Annotated in this window: 16 protein-coding genes; 7 read left to right on the top strand and 9 right to left on the bottom strand. The window is 60.4% G+C overall.

The window, feature by feature from the left end; translation table 11 throughout:
* The 6 genes from RTS12_RS08945 (at position 1) to RTS12_RS08920 (ending at position 6759) form a co-directional block, all read left to right on the top strand.
* Positions 1 to 1422, top strand: a complete 1422-nt coding sequence (locus RTS12_RS08945; RefSeq protein WP_312527633.1) for a M20 family metallopeptidase — start codon at positions 1 to 3, stop codon at positions 1420 to 1422.
* 40 nt (positions 1423 to 1462) lie between these two features.
* Positions 1463 to 3070, top strand: coding sequence for an ABC transporter substrate-binding protein (locus RTS12_RS08940; protein WP_312527631.1), 1608 nt, complete (start codon positions 1463 to 1465; stop codon positions 3068 to 3070).
* 67 nt (positions 3071 to 3137) lie between these two features.
* Positions 3138 to 4190, top strand: a complete 1053-nt coding sequence (locus tag RTS12_RS08935) for an ABC transporter permease (RefSeq protein WP_312527629.1) — start codon at positions 3138 to 3140, stop codon at positions 4188 to 4190.
* 13 nt (positions 4191 to 4203) lie between these two features.
* Positions 4204 to 5115: a nickel transporter permease gene (nikC, locus tag RTS12_RS08930; RefSeq protein ID WP_312527627.1), complete on the top strand. Its 912-nt coding sequence runs from the start codon at positions 4204 to 4206 to the stop codon at positions 5113 to 5115.
* Positions 5108 to 5986 carry an ABC transporter ATP-binding protein gene (locus RTS12_RS08925; RefSeq protein ID WP_312527625.1) on the top strand — a complete coding sequence of 293 codons (879 nt, stop codon included), beginning with the start codon at positions 5108 to 5110 and terminating at the stop codon, positions 5984 to 5986. Before nikC ends, RTS12_RS08925 begins: the two co-directional genes overlap by 8 nt.
* Positions 5983 to 6759: an ABC transporter ATP-binding protein gene (locus RTS12_RS08920; RefSeq protein WP_312527623.1), complete on the top strand. Its 777-nt coding sequence runs from the start codon at positions 5983 to 5985 to the stop codon at positions 6757 to 6759. The genes RTS12_RS08925 and RTS12_RS08920 overlap by 4 nt, the downstream gene beginning before the upstream one ends.
* Before the next feature lie 152 nt (positions 6760 to 6911).
* Here RTS12_RS08920 and RTS12_RS08915 read toward each other — a convergent pair whose 3' ends face one another.
* The 9 genes from RTS12_RS08915 to RTS12_RS08875 all read right to left on the bottom strand — a co-directional run bounded on the left by RTS12_RS08915 (position 6912) and on the right by RTS12_RS08875 (position 15019).
* Complete coding sequence (locus RTS12_RS08915; protein WP_312527621.1) at positions 6912 to 7835, bottom strand: LysR family transcriptional regulator; 924 nt, start codon at positions 7833 to 7835, stop codon at positions 6912 to 6914.
* A gap of 147 nt (positions 7836 to 7982) precedes the next feature.
* Complete coding sequence (locus RTS12_RS08910; protein ID WP_312527619.1) at positions 7983 to 8252, bottom strand: GIY-YIG nuclease family protein; 270 nt, start codon at positions 8250 to 8252, stop codon at positions 7983 to 7985.
* Between the two features lie 283 nt (positions 8253 to 8535).
* Complete coding sequence (locus tag RTS12_RS08905; RefSeq protein ID WP_312527618.1) at positions 8536 to 9435, bottom strand: hypothetical protein; 900 nt, start codon at positions 9433 to 9435, stop codon at positions 8536 to 8538.
* A 30-nt stretch (positions 9436 to 9465) separates the two neighbouring features.
* Positions 9466 to 10212 carry an HpcH/HpaI aldolase family protein gene (locus tag RTS12_RS08900; protein WP_312527616.1) on the bottom strand — a complete coding sequence of 249 codons (747 nt, stop codon included), beginning with the start codon at positions 10210 to 10212 and terminating at the stop codon, positions 9466 to 9468.
* The gene (locus RTS12_RS08895) at positions 10209 to 11108 is read right to left on the bottom strand and encodes a DUF6282 family protein (protein WP_312527615.1); all 900 of its coding nucleotides are present in this window, start codon (positions 11106 to 11108) and stop codon (positions 10209 to 10211) included. The genes RTS12_RS08900 and RTS12_RS08895 overlap by 4 nt, the downstream gene beginning before the upstream one ends.
* 18 nt (positions 11109 to 11126) lie before the next feature.
* Entirely contained in the window at positions 11127 to 12185 is a 1059-nt protein-coding gene (locus RTS12_RS08890) for a dihydroorotate dehydrogenase (protein ID WP_312527613.1), read from the bottom strand.
* Positions 12182 to 13465 carry a TRAP transporter large permease gene (locus RTS12_RS08885; protein WP_312527611.1) on the bottom strand — a complete coding sequence of 428 codons (1284 nt, stop codon included), beginning with the start codon at positions 13463 to 13465 and terminating at the stop codon, positions 12182 to 12184. The genes RTS12_RS08890 and RTS12_RS08885 overlap by 4 nt, the downstream gene beginning before the upstream one ends.
* On the bottom strand, positions 13462 to 13968 hold the full coding sequence (locus RTS12_RS08880; RefSeq protein WP_312527609.1) for a TRAP transporter small permease: 507 nt from the start codon (positions 13966 to 13968) through the stop codon (positions 13462 to 13464). Before RTS12_RS08880 ends, RTS12_RS08885 begins: the two co-directional genes overlap by 4 nt.
* 58 nt (positions 13969 to 14026) lie before the next feature.
* The gene (locus RTS12_RS08875) at positions 14027 to 15019 is read right to left on the bottom strand and encodes a TRAP transporter substrate-binding protein (RefSeq protein WP_312527608.1); all 993 of its coding nucleotides are present in this window, start codon (positions 15017 to 15019) and stop codon (positions 14027 to 14029) included.
* Between the two features lie 105 nt (positions 15020 to 15124).
* Between RTS12_RS08875 and RTS12_RS08870 the strand changes: the two genes are divergently transcribed.
* Positions 15125 to 15883 carry an IclR family transcriptional regulator gene (locus RTS12_RS08870; protein ID WP_312527606.1) on the top strand — a complete coding sequence of 253 codons (759 nt, stop codon included), beginning with the start codon at positions 15125 to 15127 and terminating at the stop codon, positions 15881 to 15883.
* Positions 15884 to 16237: the final 354 nt, after the last annotated feature.

Genomic DNA, 16237 nt, shown 5'->3' with positions numbered 1-16237 from the left:
ATGAAAAACGAGGAAACCATCTGGAGCATGGTCGATCGCCATGCGCCCGATCTGGTCGGTCTGTCTGATCGTGTCTGGGGTATGCCCGAGATCTGCTATACCGAATACCGCTCAGTCGCGGAACATATTGCGATGCTCAATGACAAGGGGTTTCGCGTCAGCGAAAACGTCGCAGGCATCCCCACCGCCGTGATGGGCGAAGCCGGCGAAGGCGGCCCGATCATCGCATTCCTGGGCGAATATGATGCGCTTCCCGGCCTGTCGCAGGAGGCTGGCATCGCCGAGCCGCGCCCGCTTGCTGGCAATGGTCAGGGCCATGGCTGCGGTCATAACCTTTTGGGTTCGGCCGCGCTTTTGGCGGCCTGTGCGCTGAAGGACTGGCTGGAAGAAACCGGAACGCCGGGTCGGGTGCGCTATTATGGCTGCCCCGCCGAAGAGGGTGGCGCGGCGAAATCCTTTATGGCCCGCGAAGGCGCGTTTGACGGCGTTGCAGCCGCCATCACCTGGCATCCGCATTGCTTCAACGAGGTCGCGCCTGCTGCCTCATTGGCCAATACGCGCATGGATTTTGCCTTTTCGGGTCGCGCCAGCCATGCGGCGGCCACGCCACATCTGGGCCGTTCGGCACTGGATGCCGCCCAACTGATGTGTACGGGCGTGCAATACCTGCGCGAGCATGTGCCGCAGGAAAGCCGCATCCATTACGCATTCCTGGATGCAGGCGGGGTCGCACCCAACGTGGTTCAGGCCAAAGCCACGCTGCGCTTTGCCATCCGCTCGACCAGCCTGTCGGGTATGTTCGAGCTGAACGAGCGCGTTCAGCGCATCGCCCATGGCGCGACGATGATGACCGATACTTCGGTCAGCATTTCGATCATGAGCGCGGTCTCGAACCTATTGGCCAATGCCCCGCTTGAGGCCGCAATGCAGGCGAACTTCGAGCGCCTTGGCCCGCCTGTCTGGGATGATGCCGATCGCGCCTTTGCCGCAGAAATTCAGGACACGCTGGCCGAAGGCGATATCGACAACGCCTATCTGGCTGTGGGGCTGCCGCGCCGTGAAAACACGCCGCTTTGCGATTTCATCGTACCGCGCGACACCAAGCGTGATCCGATGATCGGCTCGACCGATGTTGGCGATGTCAGCTGGATCGTACCCACGGTACAGGCCCATGTCGCGACCATCGCAATCGGCACGCCCGGCCACAGCTGGCAAGTCACGGCTCAGGGCAAGATGCCGGCTGCGCATAAATCCATCGCCTATGCCGCCAAAGTCATGGCCGGAACCGCGCAGGATTGCCTGACCAATCCCGAACTGCTGGCACAAGCGCGCGCCGATCTGGACGCGCGTCTGGCCGTCAGCCCCTACATCTGCCCGATCCCGGCCGATGTAACCCCGCCTTTGCAGCCGCGCCCGCTTTGATCGCCGGACGGATGAACGATATCTTTTCAGGAGACGCATAATGAGACTGACAAGCAAGCTTCTCTCTTCGCTGTCGGGCGTTGTGGCCCTTGGCCTGTCGGCTGCTGCGCCCGCGCAGGCCGCAACGCCCCCCGATGCGCTGGTCATCGCTTGGAACATCGACGCCATCTCCACGTTTGACCCGGCCCAGCTGGGCGAGGTCGTGGCGATCGACACGATCGTCAACATCTGTGACCGGCTGATGGAATATGACCCGGCAGATGAAACCAAGGTCATTCCCAGCCTTGCCGAAAGCTATACGGTTTCGGAAGACGGCAAAGTCCTGACCTTCAAGATCCGTCAGGGCATGTCCTTCCCGTCGGGCAACCCGGCAACGGCTGCGGATATGGCATGGTCGCTGCAGCGCGTGGTCAAGCTGGGCCTTGGCGCATCGGCCTCGTTGACCGAATACGGGTTCAACAAGGATACGATCGAAAGCACGATCACCGCTCCGGATGACACCACGCTGGTGATGCAGCTTGACCGGCCCTATCCGCCGTCGCTGATCTTGCAGGCAATTGCCTCGTATCCCGTCGCGATCATGCTGGACCGCGAAACGGTCATGGCCAATGAGATCAATGGCGATATGGGCAACAAATACCTTGCCACCCATACCGAATGCGTCGGCCCCTACAAGCTGATGCGTTGGAACCCCGGTGAAGTCGTGCTGATGCAAAGCAACGACAATTACTGGGGCGACAAGCCGGCGATGAAAACGGTGCTGATCCGCCACGTCGCCGAGGCAGCAACCCAGCGCCTGATGCTGGAAAGCGGCGACATCGACGTGGCCCGCGATCTGACGCCCGAAGATATCGACGCTCTTGAAGGCAAGCCCGGCCTGACGATCGAGCGCACGCTGCGCCCGCAGCTCAGCTATATTGCGCTGAACAACGAATTTGGCCCCTTCACCGATCCGAAGGCCCGCCTCGCGTTGCGCTATCTGCTTGATTACGACGCGATGGAATCCACCATCCTGAAAGGTGTGGGCATCATTCGTCAAAGCCCGGTCCAGCTTGGCGCCGTTGGCGCGCTGAACGAAGCAGAGGGCCGCCCGTTCAAACTGGACATCGAAAAGGCCAAGGCGCTTTTGGCCGAGGCCGGCGTTGCGCCGGGCACCAAACTGTCGCTGATCGTGGGCACCAAACCGACGGATATGGCAATCAGCCAGCATTTCCAGGAAAATGCCGCAAAAGCCGGACTTAAAGTCTCGGTCGAGCGCATGGCAGGGGCGCAGCTGTTCTCCAAGGTGCGGGCACGCGAGTTCCAGATGGCCTTCCTTGGCTGGCAGTCGACGGTGGGTGATGCGCATGGCATGGCCTCGCGTCTGATCTATAACCCCGACAACCGGATCGAGGCGAAGCTCAGCCAATACCCAAGCTGGCGTTCGGCCTATTTCTCGGAAGAGGTCAACAACCGCGTCACCGAAGCGCTGTTTGAAACCGATCCTGCGAAACGCGAAGCGCTGTATCACCAGATCCAGATCGACCAGATGCAAGAAGGCCCGCAGGTCATCGTGTTCCAGTCGACCTCGCGGATCGTGCATAGCGATGCGCTTAAGAACTGGACCTTCCACGGCTTCCGCAGCTTCTACAACAAAGTCACGAAGTGACGGCATTGCCCGGCTTCCGGTTCCGCTGCCCCAGGCGGCGGAACCTCTATTTCTCAGGAGTGCGAAGATGAATGTGACCGCGCAGAAAGGGGTTTTCACACCCCGGCGCAAGCGTCAGCTCAAACGCATTGGAATCGTCACTGCCTCTGTGTTGGTGACGCTTTTCGGGCTGATTGCATTGACCTTTTTCATTGGCCGGCTTTTGCCGCTGGACCCGGTAATCAAGATTGTCGGAGAGAATGCCCCGCCAGAGGCCTATGAGCGCGTCTTCAAAGAGCTTGGCCTTGACCAGCCTTTGTATTCGCAGTTCTGGACCTATCTGACCAATGCGCTCAGCTTTAATTTCGGCGATGCGCTGACCTCGGGGCGCCCGGTCACCGAGGATATCGCGCGGGTGTTTCCGGCGACCTTCGAGCTGGCAACCGTGGCTATGCTGATCGGCACGGGCTTTGGCGTTCCGCTGGGGGTCTTGTCGGCGATGTATGCCAATAGCTGGCTGGATCACACCGTTCGCACGGTTTGCCTGATTGGCTATTCCGCACCGAATTTCTGGCTTGGCCTGATGGGTCTGATGACCTTTTACGCCGGGCTTGGCTGGGTCTCTGGCCCCGGCAGGATCGATTTCATCTATGAATATGCCGTCGAGCCCCGCACAGGGTTCATGCTGATCGATACCTTGCTGGCCGGCAATTGGGAGGCATTTTGCAATGCCGTCTCGCATATCGTGCTGCCCGCCTCGATCCTGGCCTTTGGCGCGATGACCTATATCAGCCGCATGACGCGCAGCTTTATGGCCGCGCAATTGTCGCAGGAATATATCATCACCGCGCGGGTCAAGGGCCTGTCCTGGAGCCGGACCGTCTGGCGCCATGCGTTTCGCAATATCGCCGTGCAGGTCTTGACCGTGGTTGCGCTGTCTTACGCCTTCCTGCTTGAAGGTGCCGTCCTGACCGAGACCGTTTTCGCATGGCCGGGCTTTGGCCGCTATCTGACGACGGCACTGCTGGCAGGCGATATGAATGCGGTCGTGGGCTGCACGCTGATCGTCGGCTTGATCTTTGTCACCATCAACGTGATCTGCGACGTGCTTTACCGCGTCCTTGATCCGAGAACCCGCTAAGAGAGGTCCCCGGATGACGAATATATTCTCTGCGCTTCGCAATGGCTGGCTAAGCGCGCCTATCCCCGCCTCCAGCGCTCAGGCCCGTGCCCAGCAATTCGTGCTGGGCCTCAAACGCTTTGCGGCAAACCGTACCGCGCTGATCGGCGCGATTTTTCTGGTTGCGCTGATCGTGATCGCAGCCCTGGCGCCTGTCCTTGTGCCCTATGACCCGTTCGAGCAGTCGCTTTTGCAGCGCCTGCAACCGCCATCGGCGGCGCATTGGTTTGGCACTGATGAGCTGGGTCGCGATATTCTGTCGCGTTTGGTTTATGGCGCGCGGATCACGCTTTACATCGTCGCGCTGACCGCTGTCATCGTCGGACCGGTCGGTTTGGCAGTCGGTACCATCGCGGGCTATTTCGGCGGCTGGATCGATCTTGTCTTGATGCGCATCGTCGATGTGTTTCTCGCATTCCCCTCGTTGATCCTTGCATTGGCCTTTGTCACAGCGCTTGGGCCGGGCATCGAAAATGCGGTCATCGCGCTTTCTTTGTCGGCATGGCCGCCGATTGCGCGTCTTGCCCGCGCCGAAACCCTGAGCATCCGCAAAACCGACTATGTCGCGGCGATGCGTATGCAGGGCGCGTCACATCTGCGCATCATCTTGTCCGATGTGATCCCGATGTGTCTGCCTTCGGTGGTGGTGCGGGTCACGCTGAACATGGCGATCGTGATTTTGACCGCGGCAGGCCTTGGCTTTCTTGGTCTGGGCGCCCAACCGCCAAGCCCTGAATGGGGTGCAATGCTGTCAACGGGGCGTGAGTTCATGATGAACGCCTGGTGGGTCGCGGCCATTCCCGGCATTGCCATCCTGCTGACCAGCCTTGCCGTCAACCTTGCGGGCGATGGCCTGCGCGACGTATTGGACCCGCGCCATGAATGAGACCCAGAACAAACCCCTGCTAGAGGTCGAGGACCTGCGCATCCGCTTTGGCGGCAACCGGACAGGACGCGACGCGGTGCGTGGCGTGTCCTTTACCGTCGGGCGCGAGAAATTGGGCATCGTCGGCGAATCCGGCTCGGGCAAATCGCAGACCGGGCGGGCGCTGTTGCGCCTGACGCCCGGCTCGGCGACGGTGACGGCCACGAAAATGGCCTTTCGCGGCGAGTATCTGCTGAAAGCCAGCGAAAGACGCATGCGCGAGATCCGCGGCCGCAAAATCTCGATGATCCTTCAAGATCCCAAATTCTCGCTTAACCCGCTGATGCGCGTGGGCGAGCAGATCGTCGAAGCATATCAGGTTCACCACAAGGCCGACCGTCCCACGGCAAGAAGCCGCGCGCTTGAAATGCTGAACTCGGTCCATATCCGCGACCCCGAGCGGGTCTTTGGCCTTTATCCGCACGAGGTTTCGGGCGGGATGGGCCAGCGGATCATGATCGCGATGATGCTGATCCCCGAGCCCGATATCATCATTGCCGACGAGCCCACCTCGGCGCTGGATGTCACGGTGCGGCGGCAGGTGCTGTCGGTTCTCGACGAGTTGGTCGAGGCCCGCGGCACAGGGCTGGTGCTGATCAGCCATGACCTTAACCTGGTTGCCAGTTTCTGCGACCGGATTCTGGTCATGTATGCCGGGCGCGTCCTTGAGGAAATCGAGGCCAAGAACCTGCGTAACGCCCAGCATCCCTATACGCGATCGCTGCTGGAAAGCCTGCCGCGTCTTGACCGCGAAACCGACATCTTGCGCGTGCCGCAGCGTCAGCAAAGCTGGCTTGACGGCCCGGTGATCCGCCCGGAGGTTGCCCAATGAGCTATCTGATCGAAGCCCGCGCCCTTAACATCGCCTTTGGCGAGGATGAAGAGCGCCATCTGGTCGTCAAGGATGTCGCCTTTGGTATCGAACGCGGCACCAGCTATGGCCTGATCGGGGAATCGGGGTGCGGCAAATCGACGGTTCTGCGTGCGATTGCCGGTCTGAACCCCGATTATGACGGCGATGTCCTTTTGGATGGCGCGGTCCAGCCCAAGCGCAAGCGCAACGCGGCGTTTTTGCGGCGCGTGCAGATGGTCTTTCAAGATCCCTATGCCTCGCTGCACCCGCGCAAGATCATCGAAAAGGTTCTGCGCGAGCCGCTGCAGATTCACGGCTTTGACCGCCAAAGCCAACGGATTGATGCCGTGCTTGAGCAGGTCGGTCTGGGCCCGGCCTTTCGCTATCGCTTTCCGCACGAGCTGTCTGGCGGGCAGCGTCAACGCGTCGCCATCGCCCGCGCTTTGATCATGGAGCCCGAGGTCTTGCTGCTGGACGAGCCGACCTCGGCGCTGGATGTCTCGGTGCAAGCCGAGATCCTGAACCTGCTGAAGCAGATCCAGCGCGAGCGTGGGCTGACCTATCTGCTGGTATCGCATGACATGGCAGTGGTGGCCCATATCTGCGGGCGGATCGGCATGATGCAACATGGCCGCATCATCGAGGAAATGACCGCAGCCGATGTGCGCGCGGGCCGCGCGCGCGAGGATTATACGCGCGAATTCCTGGATGCGAGCGCAAGCTTTGCCGCCGCCCTGGAAGGCGCCGCTTAGACCTCAGGCCAGCGCAACGGGTCATCACGCAGGAAAGCTTCTGTGCGGTGGCTGGTTGCGCTGGCTACATTTGCACCCGTTCATCCGCACCCGTTCATCCGCGCGGGCACAGGAAACGCAGCGGTGTTTTGATCGGGGCGCTTGCGCGGGCCTCAGGCGACGCGCATGACGCGGCGACAGATTTTATGCCCCTCGGCGGCCTGCGACCAGAAACGCTGTGCATAGCGGTTCATGTTATGCGAGCGGTACAGCCGGATTTCCTTCTCCAAAGCAAATTCCGGCCCCCCCGCCAGCACCAAGGCGCCGCTGCGCAGATCGTCTTTGATCAGCAGATTGGGCAGCCAGGTCATGCCATGCCCTTGCCGCACCATCGAATACAGCACCGCCGCCATCGAATTGTCGCGCACCTTATGCAAGGCACCGCCTAGCTCTGCGACGATGGGCGACAGCGCCTGCTGATAAAAGCTGCCCTTGGTATAGGCGCAGTAATTCACCGGCCGCGGCCCATTCAGTGACCACATCGGCCTGCCCTGCGCATCCGGGATGGTCACGGGATACCCATGATCCGTTCCCAAGACGATATAGCTGTGATGGCGCAAAGCATGCAGATCGGGCACGTGATCCAGCCCGAATGTCAGCAGAAAATCGGCCTGACCACGCAGAAAATTGCGCACATTCGCGGCAAACAGGGGCTCGGTATTAAGCAGGTTGACCCGCCAGTTTTCCGTCGTCCCCAACCTGGACAGCCAGCTGGGAAAATAATTGATCGCCAGCGTCGATAGGGCAACCATGGTGCATTGCTCGTGATGGCGGCGGACCTCGGGATGGCCGATTGCCTGAATATCGCGCATCTTTTCCAAGATGTCCTGAGCCTGCGGCAACAGCGCCTCGCCGGCCTCGGTCAGGGCCACAGGCTGGATGGCACGGTCAAAAAGCTCGGCCCCGATATAGCTTTCCAACTGTGCAATCCGGCGCGACAGCGTCGATTGCGACATGCCTCGCACCCGCGCCGTCGTCGAGAAATTCCGGCTCTGCACGAGGCTGAGAAAGTCGTTAAAAAGATCGGCGTTGATCACGGGTTCGGCCTGTCTGAAGGGGCATCACCTAGGGTTGCGCAAGCTGGCGATTGTTCCACGTTTAACACCATGCCACGTCGCCTGCACGGGTTTCCCGGTAACAGTTTGGCGCGCTGGGATCGGCGCAGTAATGTCAGGCAGATGGCGTCAAATCGGTCGATCCTGTGCGCCAAGCGCCAGCGTCCGACGCAGGCGGCGATCACGCTTAAGGTGCCATTCGCGGCTCATGGCCTGCTGTCGGCTTGGCAGCTTCTCGGCATAGATCACCGCCCAGCTGCGCCCCCTGGTCGAGCGCGCACCACCCGCGAACTGGCCGTTATGCTCTGCCAGTCGCCGCTCAAGATCCGTGGTCCAGCCAACATAGGTCAAAAAGCGATCTGCGGTCTCACAGCCCAGAACGTAAACATAGGCGACCATGATAGCAGGCAGCTCCTTGCGAAAGACCTGATCGGAAAATTCGGGGCATTGAGCCGGGCTTAAACGGCGGCAGCGGCCCCAAGAACATGCCGCGATGAAAAGGCAGCAAGGCGCCTTTTTCAAGCCCGCAAAGCCACAAGAGACCAGATCCGCCCGGTTTTTCGGTCAAAGACCCGATCTTGTGGGTAATGCCTTGGGGCCGCTGCGGCGCGCCAAGTGGCTTTTGTCGTGGTTGCCCCTCCCCGCCAGCACGGACGGGGAAAAGGCTTGATCATGGCTGTGGTTACGCCTGCGGGATTGGATAATCCGCAGCATTAAGCACCCATCCCTCTTGCAAGGAGAAATCCAAGCGCGGCGGACAGAAAATATCAACCAAGGCATTTTCGCCCGCGCTGCTGGCCTCGGTCGTGTGAATGACCGGAGGCGGGATCACCAGCGAGGAAGGAGAGCCCATCTCAAGATGCTGATCCGCACGCCAATCGTTGCGATCGACCGTCCAGGGCCAACGCAGATGGTGGGTGAAGCTGCCAGAAAGCGCCAGCGAGCATTGCTCGAAATCATCATGATGATGCGGCGACAGTTTCTTGGGATCACGCGGCCCCGTCTGCACATCCAGAAAGTTCACCATAAAGGTGGTGCAACGGAAAATGCGGCCAAAGCGCCCCTCTTGTGCAGGAACATCAAGGCTATAGGCGCGGATCTGATAGCCGCCGACCGGTTCGGGCCATGCCGCAAAGGGCGGAATATGGCTGCGACCGGCATCATAGGCATCGGCATTGGGGCAAAGCGCCACCAGATCCGCCGCTGCGGTGGTGAACAGGCGCACGATTGTGCCACCCTGAGGCAGGCTGACGCGGCTGGTGCCCGGCGGCACAAAGACGATCGAGCGTGCCGCCACGCTAGCCGTGACACCATTGGCCTCGATCTCGGCCGGGCTATCGGGCAGCAAAACGACATATTCATCGCTTTGGTTGTCGCGCGTAAAGCTGGCACCGGGCTGAGCCTCGCCATAGGCCAGCACGAAATTGCAGCCGCGCTGAAACCACTGCTTGCGGCCTTCGGCCTCGTCTTGCGGCGGCAGTTTGTGAAATTCGGCCACCTGTTCTTGGGCGATCAGCCCGGTCTGCGGCGGCTTGCTTGTGGCGGCGAAAATCGCCGCGCGCGGGTCTTTGTCTTTATACATCGTAAAATCCTTTTAATGGGCGCAGGCGCCTCACGCCCGAGCAGCGGCGACGATCCGGCGCGCGCCTTTCAGCAAGATGCTTTGATCCGAACCGCAGACGAAAACGCTGACCCCTTTCGCGTGCCAGCCCGCGATCTGGGCCTCATCCCCCACGAAAAGCCCGGCGGCGATACCTGCGGATTTCGCGGCTGCGACCACACGCAAAATCGCCTCGTCCAGCTCGGCCGAGGGGAAGGCGTATCCCAGTGATTGCGACAGATCAGCGGGGCCGACGAACAGCACATCGACATCCGGCACGGCGGCGATTTCGTCCAACCGCTCTAGCGCCGAGGCATCCTCGATCTGCACCATCACCACGCTTTCAGCGTCGGATTTTGCGATAAAGGCCGCGCCCGACAGCGTGCCATAATTCCCCGCCCTTGGCGAAGGCGACAGCCCGCGCTGACCGCGTGCGAATTTGACCGCGCCAACCACGCCTTCTGCGGTCTGAGCATTCAGGACATGGGGCACCATGATGCCCGTGCAGCCCAGATCAAACAACGGCGAGATCCGCGCCGCCTCTTGGCCCCAGCAGCGTGCAACCAGCGGCAGGTTTGCGGCCCGCGCGGCCAGCGCCAGCTGATCCATCGCCCCCAGATCCAAGGGTGCGTGCTCTTGGTCGGGAACTGCGAAATCCAGCCCTGAATGGCCCAAAATCTCGATCACATGCGGCGTGGGGGTTTTGACGAACGTGCCGATCACCAATTCGCCTGCATTAATTTTTTCGCGCAGGTTCATGCCTCTAGCCCCACCAGATCAGCGGCGATGGTGGTGGTCATCTGGCGGATCTGGTCATCACAATAGCCCGCATCCAGCAACATCGCGATGATCTGACGCATACCATCGACGGGGTTGGGGTTCTTCATCTGGCCCAAATCAGTGCCAAAGAAGCTGTTTTCAACGCCAGCGGCATCGACCACCGCCTTCAGATGTTCGGCATCAAAGATCTGAAAGGTCGAGGGGATGAACATGCAGACGGAATGCTCCATCTTGACGCCCATTCCAGCCAGCTGGGTGACATCTTGCAGGCTGCAATCATTCACATAGGTCGGGTGGTTAAGAAACAGCCGCTTGACGCCACGCGCCTTGGCCTCTTCGTAAAAGGGAAACAGCTCGCTGACATGATGATGCCCGCCCGAAACGACGGCATCGGCTTCGGCAATCAGGTCAAGGATATGCTTGACCTCATCGCGCACCGCGCCCTTGTCATCGGTCAGGCTCAGCGGGATCGGCGCCACGGTTTTCTTAGAGTTTTGCGGGAATTTGAAGCCGGGCTTTTCGGCCTCGTGATCCATATGGTTCTTGGCATGGGCGGTCGCCATCCAGACCACGCGCGCACCCTGTTTCAGCGCATAATCCACCGCCGAAGGGTTCAGCCCGCCCAAAGGGTTGTTCAAAACGATCGAGCCAATCGCCTTGGCCTTGAAGCCCATGTTTTCATTGATCAGCGTCGCAATCGGCATGGTCGGGTAATAGTGGTCTTTCAGCAAGACCGCGGCCATTCCGGCCTGATCGGCCTCGCGCAGGGCCGCGATGTGATCCAGCTTGCGCGGATGCAATGAGGGGCCGCTGTGGACGTGAAGATCAACCGCGCCCTGCATCAAAGCGTCAATCCGGGCCTGTTGGGAAATCATGGCGTTCCTCCTATTTAATCAAGCTTGCGCCAAAGGCGCAGGAATATGGTTGCGCCAGACCTGATCCAGGACCGGCATATCGGCAAAGTTTCGACGGGTATCGGCTGCGCGCCCGATCAGCTGGGCGGCGCTCAGGCCTTTTTGGCTAAGGTACTCATCCAGCTGGGCAACGGCCTCGCGGATCACATCCCAGCCGCGCAGCATCACCGCCGAGGACATGCCCACCGCCGATGCCCCTGCCAGCATCATCCGGGCAATATCATGGCCACTGGTGGCGCCATTGATCCCGATCAGCGCGTTTTGCGGCCCCAATCTGGTGCGCGTCATTGCCAGCCAGTGACAGGTCAACGGCAGGTTCCAATAGCCACCCACCCCGCAACTTGTGCCCAAAAGCGGCGTCATCGTCTCAAGATCGGGGACGAGCCCCAGCGCGCGGCCCGCGATCACCGCGCTTTCGGCGCCTGCCTCCAGCGCGGCAGCCACCAGATCCGTGACGCGCTCACTTTGACCGGAAAGCTTTACCCAGACCGGTATGCTCACAGCCGATGTGATCTGGCGAACCAGATCCGCGACACGTTCGGGCGACAGTTCAGTACTGACCGCACCCTTGGCCGCCTGGCTGGCATAGGGCGTGCCAATGTTGAATTCAAAGACGCGGATGCCCGCGTCTTCGATTGCTTTGGCGCGCGCCACCGCACCCTCGATCCCAGCCATCACAACCGATGCCACCAGCACGCAATCAGCCTGCCGCGCCTTGGCATCCATGCGAATGGCCTGCTCGCGCCATGCCTCGAAATCCAAAGGCGTCAGGCCCGAGCGGGTCAACAGCGTCGCATCTGAAGGCGTGTTGCAGTTCCAATCCAGTCGGTTCCACTGCGAATCCAGCGCCGCATATTCGGCTTGAAGCAGCTGACGTTGCGCAGGCGCAGATTCATTGGCGGATTTCATCACCACCGCCCCTGCCCCTGCAGCAATCGCCGAGATGATGCCCTCATCACTGATCAAATGCTCGCCCGAGGCAGCAATGACCGGATTTTTTAGGCGTATCCGCCCGATCTGAACCGAAAGATCGCTCATACACCCGCCCCAAGAACGCGCGGCAGGAACAGCGAGATTTCCGGAAAGATCGTGATCAAGGTCAGAACGATCAGCGCAATCCCGATCATCGGCAAGGCGCGATAGGCGATCTTTTCCATCGGGCGGCCGGTGACGCCGGCAATGACAAAGAGGCACAAACCGACCGGGGGCGTCACAAAGCCCACCAGCACGTTAAAGACCACCATCACCCCCAGGTGAACCGGGGCCAGACCAAGCAGATTGCCGATCGCCATCAGCGCAGGAACCGTCAGGATCAGCACGCCGATCGTGTCCAGGAACATCCCCAGAAACAGCAAGATCAGGTTCACCATCAGCAAGATGACGTATTTATTGTCCGAGATGCTGGTCAGCATCGCCACGGCCTTTTGCGGCAATTGCTCGATCGCAAAGATAAAGCCCGCGACGTTGGCGACAGCCACAAGGAAATAGATCGCCGAGGTGATGATCGCGGTCGAGACAAAGGCCTCTTTCAGGAATTGCCATGTCATCGCGCGGTAGACGAATGTTGCGATGAACAGCGCATAGATCGCGGCCACTGCGGCGGCCTCGGTGGCGGTAAAGATGCCCCCGCGAATCCCGACGACGATGATGATCGGCAGCAACATCACCGGTATGGCCTTCCAAAAGCCCTGGATGATCTCGCTGAAAGACTGCTTGGCGGCTTTGGGATATCCCCGACGATGCGCCACCCAGACGGCATAGATCGACAGCAGGATCGCCAGCATAAAGCCCGGCGCAAGCCCCGCAATCAGCAGTTGCGAGATCGAGGTTCCCGACAAGGCACCATAGATGATCATCGCAATCGAGGGCGGCACCAATGGCGCCATCAGCGACGATACCGCGATCAGACCAGCCGAATAATCGACGTCATAGCCCTGACGCTTCATATCTGGGACCATGACCGTTCCGATCGCCGCCGCATCCGCCGCAGCCGATCCGCTGACGCCACCAAACAGGAAGCAGCCCCAAACCGCCGTCAAGGAAAGCCCGCCACGAAAGCGGCCGACGATCGAGTTGGCAAAGCCGATCAGGCGGCGGGTCAGCCCGCCGACATCCATGATCGAACCCGCCAGCACGAAAAGCGGAATGGCCAGCAGCACGAACATATCCATCCCTGCCAGCATGCGCTGTGGCAAGACGATCAGGAACTGGGTCTGTCCGGTGAAATAGAAATAACCAAGCGCGCTGATGCCCAGGACAAAGGCAATCGGCATGCCGATCATCAAGGTGATCAGAAAGACTGTGCCAAGCCAGATCATAGCGCCTCCTCGGCACCCATCAGGTGTTCTTCTGCTTTCGGCTCGCGGGCGATGCCAAAGATTTCATTCAAAGCAACATGCAGGGCCAAAAGAATGGCGCCGACCGAAATCGCGACATGGACCCAGAACATCGACACCCCCAGCGCGGTGGCGGTTTGCAGCCGTGTCATCCAGGCGAATTTCGTGCCGAACCACAGCAGGACGCCCAGAAACACCAGCATCAATACGGCACCGATGGCGTCGATGATGCGGCGCGCGCCCCGAGGCAGCCGATCCACCGCAAGCCGCATGCCAAGGAACTGACCCCGCGAATAGCTGAGCCCCGCCCCGATCATGACGATCCAGATCATCAAATAGCGCATGGCCTCTTCAGACCAGAAAAGCGAGCTGTTGAAAGCATAGCGCCAGACCACCTGCATGGTCCCGATCACAAGGATCGCGCCGATCCCTGCAAAGCAAAAGGCCTCTACGGCGGCGATATAGGCGCGCCAAAGCTTGGACATTGTTTTCTCCGTTCTGGGGCGAAAGCAAAAGACGCGGGGCTTGCCCGCGTCCCAATGCTTATTGCGCGGCTGGCGTCAGTTTTTTCGCTGCCGCGGAGAAATTCGCGATCAGCGGATCGACCGCCTCGTATTTGGCAACGACGGGGGCGAAAGCGGCGCTGAGCTCGGCCTTGAACTCGGGCGTGGGCGTCACGACCGGGATATTCAGCTCGGTCAGATGCGTCTTGATTTTGTCGTCCAGCGCAGCAACGGCCATCACCTGCGGCTCGACGATCTCATCCGCGGCCTTGCGCATGATCTCTTGCTGCTCGGGGGTCATGGCGCTGAACTTTGCCTGATTGACCAAAAGGAAGCTGGGCCAGAAGTAATGCCCCGTCAGCGTCACACCCTTGGCGATCTCATAGTATTTTTCGCTTTCGATCGAGGTCAGGTTGATCTCGACAGCATCCAAAGTACCGGTTTCCAGCGCAGAATAGACCTCGCCATAGGCCATGGGGGTCGGGTTCACGCCAACCGCGGTCCATGCGTCCAAGAACATCTTGTTGGGCGCGACGCGGGTTTTGAGATGAGACATATCGGCCAGCTTTTCGACCGGCTTGCCGACGGTCAGAAAATGGCGCTGACCGCCATCATAGACCCCCAGCGCAACCATCATGTGATTGCCAAGCTTGTCCATGATCGCACGGGCTTCGGGCGATTTTGCCATGGTCACGAAGCCCGGATAGTCGGGGATGATGCCCGGCAACTGGAATGCGTCGATCGAGGGCTCTAGCGTCGAATAGGCCGAAGTCGAGTTCACCGTCATATCGACCGTGCCAAACTGCACGCCCTCCATCAGCTCTTTGACATCGCCAAGCTGACGCGAAGGAAAGATTTCGATCTTGATGTCACCATTGGACAACCGCTCGACCGCCTCTTTATAGCGCACGGCCGTGTCGTGGATCGGGTGCTGCTCGAAAACCGCATGGCCCAGACGTAGGGTCACAGGCTCGGCCCAAGCGGCGGTCGACAGCAAGGCACCCAAAGCGGCACCCAGGGCAAACTTCTTCATGGTGTTCTCCTCCATTGTTCCCGCTCTGGGAACGCTGTTCTCAAATTGACACGAGTGCATAAAGTCGTCAACACAGAGAAAGTGAGCAAAAACACCGGAGGATTCGTGGAAAAGGTCGAAACAGTTCGGGCAGCTGACACCTGTCTGCGTGTTCTCGAGCGAATCGCTTTCGCAGATTCGCCGATGGGGGTCACGCAAATTGCCGCCGAGGTGGGTATCGCCAAAGGCGCCGTTTTCAAACATCTGCGCACGCTGATGGAACACGGGATGGTCACACAGGATAGTGTGACCTCGCATTACGCTTTGGGGCCCAAACTGTGGTTGATCGCGCAGCGTGCGCCGACCGGCCAAAACCTGTCACAAATCGCCTTGCCGCTGATGCGCGCGACCCGCGACGAGCTGGGGGTGGCGGTTGTTCTAAGCGTCCCGACCACGCGCTCGGCCTTTGTGGTGGCGACCTTGCCCAGCAACCAGCCCATCGAAATCGGCGTCCGCCCCGGCGGAGAGCTAAGCCTGCATTCCTCGGCGCAAGGCAAGGTCTTGCTGGCTTTCGGACCCAAGGAAATCCTTGAAAGCCTGCCCGAGACCCTGCCCCAGATCACCCCCAAAAGCGTGACCCAGCGCAGTGAGCTGGTCAAACAGGTCGAGGCCATCAAAGAGCGCGGATATGCCAGCGCACCCGAGGAATCCTTATTGGGAATCAACGCAGTAGCCGCGCCGATCTTTGACAATTCGGGACAGCTTTTGGGCAGCATCGGCCTGATCGCCTCGATCCAGCATCTGCGTGCCGAGCCAAGCAAGGCCCAGCTGGCAGCGCTGCTGGCGCTGACCAAGGCCATCGGGCAACGGGCTGGACACAGATAGCCCGGCGGCCCCGTGTCCCGAAGCCTCCGCGCCCCGGCGGCCTCATGTCCAGACAATCCCGTGTCCATGCAAGCCGGTGCCCCGGCGGCCCGCATTTGCAGCGCTGCCTGACGTGGCAGCGGGTCAGACGGATTTGCGCTTAGGGCCAAACGCCACCCCTCGGGTCTGGTCTTATGACTGCGTCCAATCCCGCAGCTGTTGCCGTAAAGTGCGGACGATAATCGGCCCGACGACCCACCAGAATTTACCTCGACCACCCCTCGCTTCACGACGCAGGCCCAGCTTTGCGGCGGCTGTCCCGGTAATCCTCCCCGTTTTAACGGGGTTTGGCCGTAGAGTTCACGCAGCCATTTT

It is taken from the genome of Paracoccus sp. (in: a-proteobacteria) (assembly GCF_032007265.1).
Classification (GTDB): domain Bacteria; phylum Pseudomonadota; class Alphaproteobacteria; order Rhodobacterales; family Rhodobacteraceae; genus Paracoccus.
Note: the sequence above shows the minus strand (reverse complement) of the source record. Positions and strands in the feature narration are given on the sequence as shown.

What these genes read in the sequence shown, in the direction of transcription:
- RTS12_RS08875 (WP_312527608.1), bottom strand. Translation starts at nt 15,019, where the DNA reads ATGAAGAAGTTTGCCCTGGGTGCCGCTTTGGGTGCCTTGCTGTCGACC.
- RTS12_RS08885 (WP_312527611.1), bottom strand. Translation starts at nt 13,465, where the DNA reads ATGATCTGGCTTGGCACAGTCTTTCTGATCACCTTGATGATCGGCATG.
- RTS12_RS08905 (WP_312527618.1), bottom strand. Translation starts at nt 9,435, where the DNA reads ATGTATAAAGACAAAGACCCGCGCGCGGCGATTTTCGCCGCCACAAGC.
- RTS12_RS08910 (WP_312527619.1), bottom strand. Translation starts at nt 8,252, where the DNA reads ATGGTCGCCTATGTTTACGTTCTGGGCTGTGAGACCGCAGATCGCTTT.
- RTS12_RS08895 (WP_312527615.1), bottom strand. Translation starts at nt 11,108, where the DNA reads ATGATTTCCCAACAGGCCCGGATTGACGCTTTGATGCAGGGCGCGGTT.
- RTS12_RS08920 (WP_312527623.1), top strand. Translation starts at nt 5,983, where the DNA reads ATGAGCTATCTGATCGAAGCCCGCGCCCTTAACATCGCCTTTGGCGAG.
- RTS12_RS08935 (WP_312527629.1), top strand. Translation starts at nt 3,138, where the DNA reads ATGAATGTGACCGCGCAGAAAGGGGTTTTCACACCCCGGCGCAAGCGT.
- RTS12_RS08880 (WP_312527609.1), bottom strand. Translation starts at nt 13,968, where the DNA reads ATGTCCAAGCTTTGGCGCGCCTATATCGCCGCCGTAGAGGCCTTTTGC.
- nikC (WP_312527627.1), top strand. Translation starts at nt 4,204, where the DNA reads ATGACGAATATATTCTCTGCGCTTCGCAATGGCTGGCTAAGCGCGCCT.
- RTS12_RS08925 (WP_312527625.1), top strand. Translation starts at nt 5,108, where the DNA reads ATGAATGAGACCCAGAACAAACCCCTGCTAGAGGTCGAGGACCTGCGC.
- RTS12_RS08890 (WP_312527613.1), bottom strand. Translation starts at nt 12,185, where the DNA reads ATGAGCGATCTTTCGGTTCAGATCGGGCGGATACGCCTAAAAAATCCG.
- RTS12_RS08900 (WP_312527616.1), bottom strand. Translation starts at nt 10,212, where the DNA reads ATGAACCTGCGCGAAAAAATTAATGCAGGCGAATTGGTGATCGGCACG.
- RTS12_RS08945 (WP_312527633.1), top strand. Translation starts at nt 1, where the DNA reads ATGAAAAACGAGGAAACCATCTGGAGCATGGTCGATCGCCATGCGCCC.
- RTS12_RS08940 (WP_312527631.1), top strand. Translation starts at nt 1,463, where the DNA reads ATGAGACTGACAAGCAAGCTTCTCTCTTCGCTGTCGGGCGTTGTGGCC.